Here is a 7,413-nt window from a genome sequence, read left to right as displayed (position 1 = left end):
CGGTTTGATAGGAACTGATGGTTCTATCAGTTTGGCTCCAATCTTTTATTTCATACAACAAACCATCGCTTTGCATCACATATAAATTGGAGTCGTGAAGGGCAATACCTTCATAATCACCATTTCCAGCAAAGGGTATTTCCTCTGTAATCGATTTTTCATCGAGGTCATACAGGTAAATAACACCATTTTCGTCCTGAACACACGCAAGGGTATGGTCATCAATCCAAACGATGCCACTAATTTCATTTAATTCTGCGGGCAATTTCCAAGTTTCAGAAATCGTATAGTTATCACTTCCTTCAGTGATTTCGGCATTCGCTTGGCTCACTCTGGAAAAACCTATAACTCCTATTCCAATTAAAATTGCAACAAAAAGACCAACAAAAAGACTGGATTTTCTCATAATTATATTTTCTATGTCAAAGGTCTGCTTTAAATCTGAAAACATTTGGGAATAGAAATGGGATGGCTGGTATTTAATACAATTTTAACGACTACTTAGGAAACACCAACCTAAATACGTGCTGTTCCAAATATAAATATTCCAAGGAAATCCCATATTTTTCTGAAATTGCTTTTGCAATAGCTAAACCAAGTCCCGTAGATTTGTTATTGGTACTCAATTTCTTAAATCTTGAAAATATAATGCGGCTATCCAAAGCCTCTAAAGTTCCATCATTACGTATAGAGATGTTGTCTATATGAATTTCTATCGTAACGGTAGTATTCCTTTTTCCGTGAACAATGGCATTTTTGATGAGATTCGTTAATAGAATGACCGCGAGGTCCTTATTCATTTGAAAATTCAAATCTGCCACCGTTTCCAAATGCAAGTCCATATTTTTATGGGTAGCCAAATCTTCAAAATCCTCAATGATCTCGACAGTCAGACGATTAAAATCAATCACTTCCTCATCGATAAACTGACGGTTTTCAATTTTTGAAAGTAGGAGCAGAGACTTGTTTAGTCTGGTCAATCGGCCAAGGTTGTCCAAAATAGAAGCCATGGTCTTAACATCATCTTCAGGTAAATTGGTGTTTTCAAGAAATAGTTCCAATTTATTGATGCTTATGGCTAAAGGGGTTTGTAACTCGTGTGACGCATTTTCAATAAAATGTTGCTGTTCCAAATAACGCGCTCTGCTTTGTTCAATAAGTGTGGTGACGGAAGTATTAAGAAGTTGGAATTCTTCAATAGAAGTATCCATGGTTTTTATATGATGGTTTTTTTCTATTCGGAAATCGCGTAATTGCGCCATCAAGCTATGGAAGGGTCTCCATATTTTTTTAAGCATCCAGTTATTTAGAACGACAATAGTGATTATTAGTGAGGCATAGAGAACTATCAAATAGACTACCAAATCCTGAATCAAATCATCCTCTTCCACCATTGAGGTGATGAACTTTACCTTATAATACTGATCCTTATAGGCCAAGCTGGTTTCATAGACCCTGACAGGTTCAAAATCCTTTTCATTAAGCATGTACATTAAAGTATCTGAATTGCGCTCTTTAAATTTTTTAAATTGCTGTTTTGATATGGGCGTTATCGCGTAATTCCACAAATCGAGATCAGTATGTTCAAGTATTTCAGGATTGGTAGGCAACCTTTGCAACAGCAATATTTTTTGATTTTCAAGACCGTCATCCAGGCTGTCATAAATTTCATCGAGCATGGCATAATAGAAAATAAATGCCCAAATAGTGAGGAGTGGCACTAAAAGAATGGCGAGGTATTTTGAGGTATGGTTGAGCAGTTTCATTAGAGGATCTCTAGTTTGTAGCCTACGCCATATACGGCCTCAATGCTGATGTTGGCATGTTCCAGTTTTTTGCGCAGGTTCTTGATTTGCGAATAAATAAAATCAAAACTATCGGATTGATCAATATGATCGCCCCAAACGTGCTCTGCCAAGGCCGATTTGGTTACTAATCTTGTTTTATTAGTGATGAGATACATTAATATATCATATTCCTTTCTGTTAAGCACAATGTCGTTAGTGTCGATGGTCACCTGTCTGCTTTCAGGATGGATGCACACGTTTCCGATATGGATTTGTGGGTTTCCATCAAAATGGCGCCGTCTAAGAACCGCTTTTACTCGGGCATGTAATTCCGCCATATGGAAAGGCTTAGGCAAATAATCATCTGCTCCCAAATTGAGACCTTCCAATCGGTCGTTTAAAGAATCCTTTGCGGACACGATAATGACGCCTTCATCCTTTCCGCTTAATTTCAATTCTTTTAAAAGTTCAAGCCCATTACCGTCCGGAAGATTGATATCCAACAAAATACAATCATAATCGTAAACTGCAATTTTTTGCCGTGCCGTTTTGTAATTAGAAGCTGTTTCTACAATGTAATGCTCGCGCTCCAAAGTTTGCGCCATATTCTCCAGCATCTCAGGTTCATCTTCTATAATCAGCAGTTTCATCTTAGGGTATTTTTGGCAATTGTAATACTGAAATCTAAAATCATTTGGGAATGCCTCTAAAATAAAGAAAAAGAATCCTGCGATGGACGTTAAGGTGCATTAGTTTTAGGAAAAACTTAACTAATGATCGTACTTAATTCCTAATTCATTCCAGTTTTCAATACTTTCTTTGTTTATAATTTAAAACGATACATGATGAAAAATTTAAAAATAGCCGCACTATTATTGTTTGCCACAGCAGCAGTAAGTGCACAAGATTTAAAAACAGATGAAGTACCCCAAAATTTGCAATCCATTTTCAATTCATCCTATACAAATGTTACGGATGTGGAATGGGAAAAGAAAGGGGACCACTTTAAGGTGGAGTTCGAAATCAATAAAATGGATCATGACGTTTGGTATGACGCCGAAGGAAAAATTATCAAATCAAAAATAGAAATTTCTGAAGCTGAATTGCCATCCGCAGTTGCTTCTGCCGTTAAGACGAAATATGCCGATTATAAAATTGACTCTGTAGAAGTCCGTGAAGAAGCGGGTAAGAAAACTTATGAAGTGGAAATCGAAAAGGGCTGGTCTAAAGAGCGAAAGCTTATTGTAGATGCTTCAGGTAGCCTATTAAGTGATATAGAAGACTGATTTTTTTCAAAGTGAAGTTGATTAGTAATTAGTAGTGAAAGGGATTGGAACAAGTTTCCAGTCCCTTTTTTATCAATTTGAAAAACCACATGGCAAAAACCCGATCCCATTTTATCATTATCGCCGCTTTTGTGGTGTTTTTTACATTAAAATCACAAGCACAATTTAAAGCTTATTTTGAACCCTCAATAGAGATATCCTATCAAATATCATCAAACTACTCCCAGAGTTTTGGAGTTGAAAATAGGAACATCATTTATAGAGAGGGCGAGATGAACTATCAGGTCAAACAAATTGATCTGTCCCATAGGTCAGAATTCCAGGTTCATCTCGAATACGCCTTGGGTTTTGGGTTACAATACCGAATAGAACAAGCCTTTGATCGGGATGAAGAAAATGAATTTAGGCTTCAGGAACAGTTTGTTTATACCCCAAATAATTCAAAATTCAACACCAAACATCGTTTTAAAGTAGAGCAACGATTTTACGCATCAGAGACCAAACACCGAATGAGATATCGGTTGGGGTATACATTTCCACTATCTGAAGGAAAATCGTCCCAACCTTACCTAAAAGCCGAAACTGAATGTCTTTTAGAACTGGCGAACTCCCAAAAACCAGAATTTGAGCAACGATTGGGAGTACGGATAGGATGGTCGATAAATTATAAAACTAAACTTGAAGTGGGCTCAGAGTACCAATTGGAAGATTATACACAGGATCTAATCCATGAGCTCTTCTTATTGGTGAACTTGGGAATCACCCTCTAGAACGAATCAATACTCGTCAGGGTTTTTGTTTAAAATTAAGGCATAAAAATTTAGCGGCATCTTTATCATTCCAAACGAGATGGAAAACTATTGCTGCCACGATCAAAGCCGATTAAACAAGAAAATTGAAATTATTCAGGGGTATCTGAATCCTCTTTTTTCTTACCACTCATCATAAAGTTAATGAGAATGCCCACCAAAGTGACACAAACTATTGCAAAAATGACAATCATAAAGACACCGTTGTTCCAGTTGGCATCTAAAAGTAAAGGTTGATACATGTTTATTTTGTTTTGATTTTTGGTAAAACTATAGTATAAAGGTATCAAAAAACATGATTATTATCAGTAATACCAAGGGTTTTTAATCCATGTTACGATCTTTGTCCTAAAACTTTGAGTATCACTTGAAAATACCTAGCAAATCACTTTTTAAGCATAGGAAATTGTATAATTTTGCAGGTTGATAAATATCACCTAAAATGAAAGCATATATTGTATTGATCTTATTGTTTTATTCAATAACCTCAGTCGCACAAATTGATTATAAAAGACAATTGGACAGTTTGACCATTGTTCACAAAGTATGCACTATAGAAAACAGCATCCGGAACCAACGCGTTAGGTTGGATCATTTGAAAAAACAGAAACAAAGTTTGAGTGCCCAACTTGCAGAGATCCAGAGTTTCAAATTGGGGCGTACGGACGCTGAAAAAGAAGCCCAATTAACTGAAATCAATCTCTTAATTGAAACTAATGCCACTGCACTTACTGCCGCTGGGGTACAATTGACTACGCTAATCAACGAACTTGTATTAGCCAATGAAGATGTCAAAGACTTACAAAACAAATAATTCTATTGCCCTAAAAGCAAAGAACTATGGTTTTAAAATGACAAAACAATAAGGCGGAAGCGGTAATTCACCTTTAGCATTTATATGTAATTGCCCGTATACGGGTTGACTTGCCATTCCTCCAAAGTGTCCAAGTGCAGCTTTCTTTGAGACATTAACCGGTTTTTATGGAGTTAAATTGGTACATCAAGTGGGCGCGCTTATAAATCTGCTAAACAAGATTTTGTATGGTGATTATTGTGTGGGATTGTCGTCAAAAGTCTATAAATTAAACGCCACAAATAGTCTGCAGAAATTTAAGGTTAAGGTGGCGATTACTTATATCCTTGAAAATCTGGACAAAAAACTTACGTTAAATATGATGGCAGAACGGACACATATGGTGCCACAGTCTTTTTGTAGATGGTTTAAATCGTCGGTTGGAAATTCGTTTGTTACTTTTTTGAATGCTGCGCGGATCGAAAAGGTTTGTCAGCTTTTAACGACTACAGAAACGCCGATTAAACAGATTGCCTATCCAAGTGGATTCGAAAGCTTAAGTCACTTTAATCGGACGTTTAAACATCTTAAAGGTGAAAGTCCAAGGGATTTAAGGTCTAATTTTATACACGCCCAAGGGTTTTAGCCTGATGCTTGCATAGATCTGAAAAGGTTATTTCTTCTTCAAATATTGCAAACTTGTCCGCCCGTAACAGTTGGACTGGTTTCGAGGTCCTTGATGGTGACTTAAGCTGGATTGGTTTTATTAAAATCTATCTACGATCCTGGTTTTGGAGGTAATGCGAAAGCGACAGCATCATGTTCAAAATGGTTACGGTGTGAGCCGTCGCAGAAGGGCTTGTTTGCTGATAAGCCACATCTACAAAGCGAGATGACATCACGACCACCAAGGTCATAAGCATTTCCATCTTTATCGACTATTTGAAAATCGCCTTCTATTCTTAGCGAACCGTTGTTGTTTACTTTTAAGGTTGTTTTACTCATAGGGTTTTTATTTATTGGTTATTATTATTATTATTATTATTATTATTATTATTATTTAGGATTGTTCGTTAAATTAATTAAAGTTCTAGATTGGCTTAAACGCAACTATTTCGGTTTTCATCTTTAAGGTTATCTTTTTGATGTACTTATCGCTCACAGTCAACTCTTAAGTTGTTTTCTGAAAATCGCGTGCAATTTCTGTCAAATTCACACTACAACTCAGTTATTTCAGACATGGCGCTAAACTACATTAAGTTTTTGAATTAAGGAATTTACCACCATTGGCACCTTAAACCTCCGGATTGACAAGATCAATTGGAACGTGTAAATCAGTGTTTTAATAGTGGTGAACAAAAAGCGAATTAGGATGAAATGTTGAATTAACCTGTCAAGGATTAACATTGTGCTAACAGCTCAACTGAAATTAATACTGTAAATTCGTCAATAGCACCTTTTTTGAGGTTCTATTCTTACAAATATCTTATCATATATGAAATCATTACATACCAAATATTCCGTTTTAGAGCTCGCATTGGTCTCTGAAGGGCATAGTCTCAAAGAAACTTTTAACAATTCGCTTAAACTGGCCCAAAAGGTTGAAGAATTTGGATATACTCGCTTCTGGTTGGCAGAACATCATAATGCTGTGAATATTGGAAGTAGTGCTACTACAGTACTTATTGGCTATGTGGCTGAAGGCACCCAAACCATTCGCGTAGGCTCTGGGGGCATCATGCTGCCCAATCACTCACCCTTAATTGTTGCGGAACAGTTTGGAACTTTGGGGGCTCTATATCCCAATCGTATTGATTTGGGTTTAGGAAGAGCTCCGGGAACGGACCGAGAAACTGCCATCGCTATTCGTTCTGATTTTATGCAGGCCACACATTCGTTTCCAAAAGATATTGAAGACATCCAGCAGTATTTTTCTGTTGACAATGCCCGTTCTAAAATTAGAGCTACCGTGGCGGAAGGGGTAGACGTACCCATTTATATTTTAGGTTCGAGCACAGACAGTGCGCATTTAGCGGCCAGTAAAGGTATGCCTTATGCTTTTGCCAGCCACTTTGCCACCATTCATCTGGAAGCGGCCACAGCCATTTATAGAGAGAAATTCCGACCGTCAGACCGCCTAAAGGCACCTTATGTCATGGCAGGTGTCAATATTATCATTGCGGATACCGATGAGGAAGCGGAAAGTTATGCCACTTCTTTGATCCGAATGTTTTTGGGAATTTTTACCGGCAAACGGGAGTATATGCAACCTCCAACGGCCATGACCCAGGAGTTTAGGGAAATCATGCAACACCCGCAGGTGAATCAAATGTTAAAGTACTCTTTTGTGGGAAGCAAGGCAAAGGTGAAAGCCCAAGTGAGGGACTTTTTGGAGAACACCGAAGCGGACGAGTTGATTGCTGTGACCAATATTTATGACATCAACCATCGGATCCGATCTTACGAGTTGTTTGCGGAAATCATGGATGAGTTAAATGCCGAATAGCCCGTTAATAGGCTTCAGTATTGGCGATTTAAATAAAGATCTATTCCGTACTACCTGACACTTATCAGTGTAGCTGGGCGTATTAATCAACTAAAAGCAGTGATTCCGTGTAAAAGTGTGGTTATCTTTGCGCAAAATATAATTTATGTCATCACAGTTTTCAGATTTAGGGATTAATGATCGCCTGCAAAAAAGTTTAACCGATTTAGGAATTTCTGTTCCAACAGATGTC

Annotated in this window: 9 protein-coding genes and 1 pseudogene; 5 read left to right on the top strand and 5 right to left on the bottom strand. The window is 37.4% G+C overall.

Going from position 1 to position 7,413, the window contains the following annotated elements:
- The 3 genes and pseudogenes from VLZ86_RS14135 to VLZ86_RS14125 form a co-directional block, all read right to left on the bottom strand.
- A pseudogene (locus VLZ86_RS14135) lies at positions 1-406 on the bottom strand (SdiA-regulated superfamily protein); the annotation flags it as partial.
- A gap of 91 nt (positions 407-497) precedes the next feature.
- Positions 498-1,766, bottom strand: a complete 1,269-nt coding sequence (locus tag VLZ86_RS14130; RefSeq protein ID WP_325452454.1) for a HAMP domain-containing sensor histidine kinase — start codon at positions 1,764-1,766, stop codon at positions 498-500.
- Positions 1,766-2,437 (bottom strand): response regulator transcription factor, encoded by a 672-nt coding sequence (locus VLZ86_RS14125; RefSeq protein ID WP_325452452.1) that lies wholly within the window; start codon positions 2,435-2,437, stop codon positions 1,766-1,768. Before VLZ86_RS14125 ends, VLZ86_RS14130 begins: the two co-directional genes overlap by 1 nt.
- A gap of 195 nt (positions 2,438-2,632) precedes the next feature.
- Between VLZ86_RS14125 and VLZ86_RS14120 the strand changes: the two genes are divergently transcribed.
- Together VLZ86_RS14120 and VLZ86_RS14115 are read left to right on the top strand one after the other, a co-directional pair.
- On the top strand, positions 2,633-3,073 hold the full coding sequence (locus VLZ86_RS14120; protein WP_325452451.1) for a PepSY-like domain-containing protein: 441 nt from the start codon (positions 2,633-2,635) through the stop codon (positions 3,071-3,073).
- 89 nt (positions 3,074-3,162) lie between these two features.
- On the top strand, positions 3,163-3,843 hold the full coding sequence (locus VLZ86_RS14115) for a DUF2490 domain-containing protein (protein ID WP_325452448.1): 681 nt from the start codon (positions 3,163-3,165) through the stop codon (positions 3,841-3,843).
- Between the two features lie 131 nt (positions 3,844-3,974).
- Here VLZ86_RS14115 and VLZ86_RS14110 read toward each other — a convergent pair whose 3' ends face one another.
- The gene (locus tag VLZ86_RS14110) at positions 3,975-4,124 is read right to left on the bottom strand and encodes a hypothetical protein (RefSeq protein WP_190246199.1); all 150 of its coding nucleotides are present in this window, start codon (positions 4,122-4,124) and stop codon (positions 3,975-3,977) included.
- Between the two features lie 200 nt (positions 4,125-4,324).
- Here VLZ86_RS14110 and VLZ86_RS14105 point away from each other — a divergent pair, with 200 nt between their 5' ends.
- Complete coding sequence (locus VLZ86_RS14105) at positions 4,325-4,696, top strand: hypothetical protein (RefSeq protein ID WP_325452446.1); 372 nt, start codon at positions 4,325-4,327, stop codon at positions 4,694-4,696.
- A gap of 190 nt (positions 4,697-4,886) precedes the next feature.
- Positions 4,887-5,321 (top strand): AraC family transcriptional regulator, encoded by a 435-nt coding sequence (locus VLZ86_RS14100; RefSeq protein ID WP_325452444.1) that lies wholly within the window; start codon positions 4,887-4,889, stop codon positions 5,319-5,321.
- Positions 5,322-5,452: 131 nt separating this feature from the next.
- On the opposite strand, the gene VLZ86_RS14095 is transcribed toward VLZ86_RS14100, so the two are convergent.
- A complete protein-coding gene (locus VLZ86_RS14095; RefSeq protein ID WP_129016243.1) occupies positions 5,453-5,680 on the bottom strand; it encodes a CDGSH iron-sulfur domain-containing protein in 228 nt (75 codons plus the stop codon).
- A gap of 490 nt (positions 5,681-6,170) precedes the next feature.
- Here VLZ86_RS14095 and VLZ86_RS14090 point away from each other — a divergent pair, with 490 nt between their 5' ends.
- Complete coding sequence (locus tag VLZ86_RS14090; protein ID WP_325452441.1) at positions 6,171-7,181, top strand: LLM class flavin-dependent oxidoreductase; 1,011 nt, start codon at positions 6,171-6,173, stop codon at positions 7,179-7,181.
- The last annotated feature ends 232 nt before the right edge of the window (positions 7,182-7,413 follow it).

It is taken from the genome of Gelidibacter sp. (assembly GCF_035515035.1).
Classification (GTDB): domain Bacteria; phylum Bacteroidota; class Bacteroidia; order Flavobacteriales; family Flavobacteriaceae; genus Gelidibacter.
The sequence above is the reverse complement of the archived record's forward strand: the minus strand, read 5'-3'. Positions and strand labels throughout refer to the sequence as shown.

Coding starts and splice junctions, on each gene's coding strand:
- VLZ86_RS14130 (WP_325452454.1), bottom strand. CDS start 1,766: ATGAAACTGCTCAACCATACCTCAAAATACCTCGCCATTCTTTTAGTG.
- VLZ86_RS14125 (WP_325452452.1), bottom strand. CDS start 2,437: ATGAAACTGCTGATTATAGAAGATGAACCTGAGATGCTGGAGAATATG.
- VLZ86_RS14120 (WP_325452451.1), top strand. CDS start 2,633: ATGAAAAATTTAAAAATAGCCGCACTATTATTGTTTGCCACAGCAGCA.
- VLZ86_RS14115 (WP_325452448.1), top strand. CDS start 3,163: ATGGCAAAAACCCGATCCCATTTTATCATTATCGCCGCTTTTGTGGTG.
- VLZ86_RS14110 (WP_190246199.1), bottom strand. CDS start 4,124: ATGTATCAACCTTTACTTTTAGATGCCAACTGGAACAACGGTGTCTTT.
- VLZ86_RS14105 (WP_325452446.1), top strand. CDS start 4,325: ATGAAAGCATATATTGTATTGATCTTATTGTTTTATTCAATAACCTCA.
- VLZ86_RS14095 (WP_129016243.1), bottom strand. CDS start 5,680: ATGAGTAAAACAACCTTAAAAGTAAACAACAACGGTTCGCTAAGAATA.
- VLZ86_RS14090 (WP_325452441.1), top strand. CDS start 6,171: ATGAAATCATTACATACCAAATATTCCGTTTTAGAGCTCGCATTGGTC.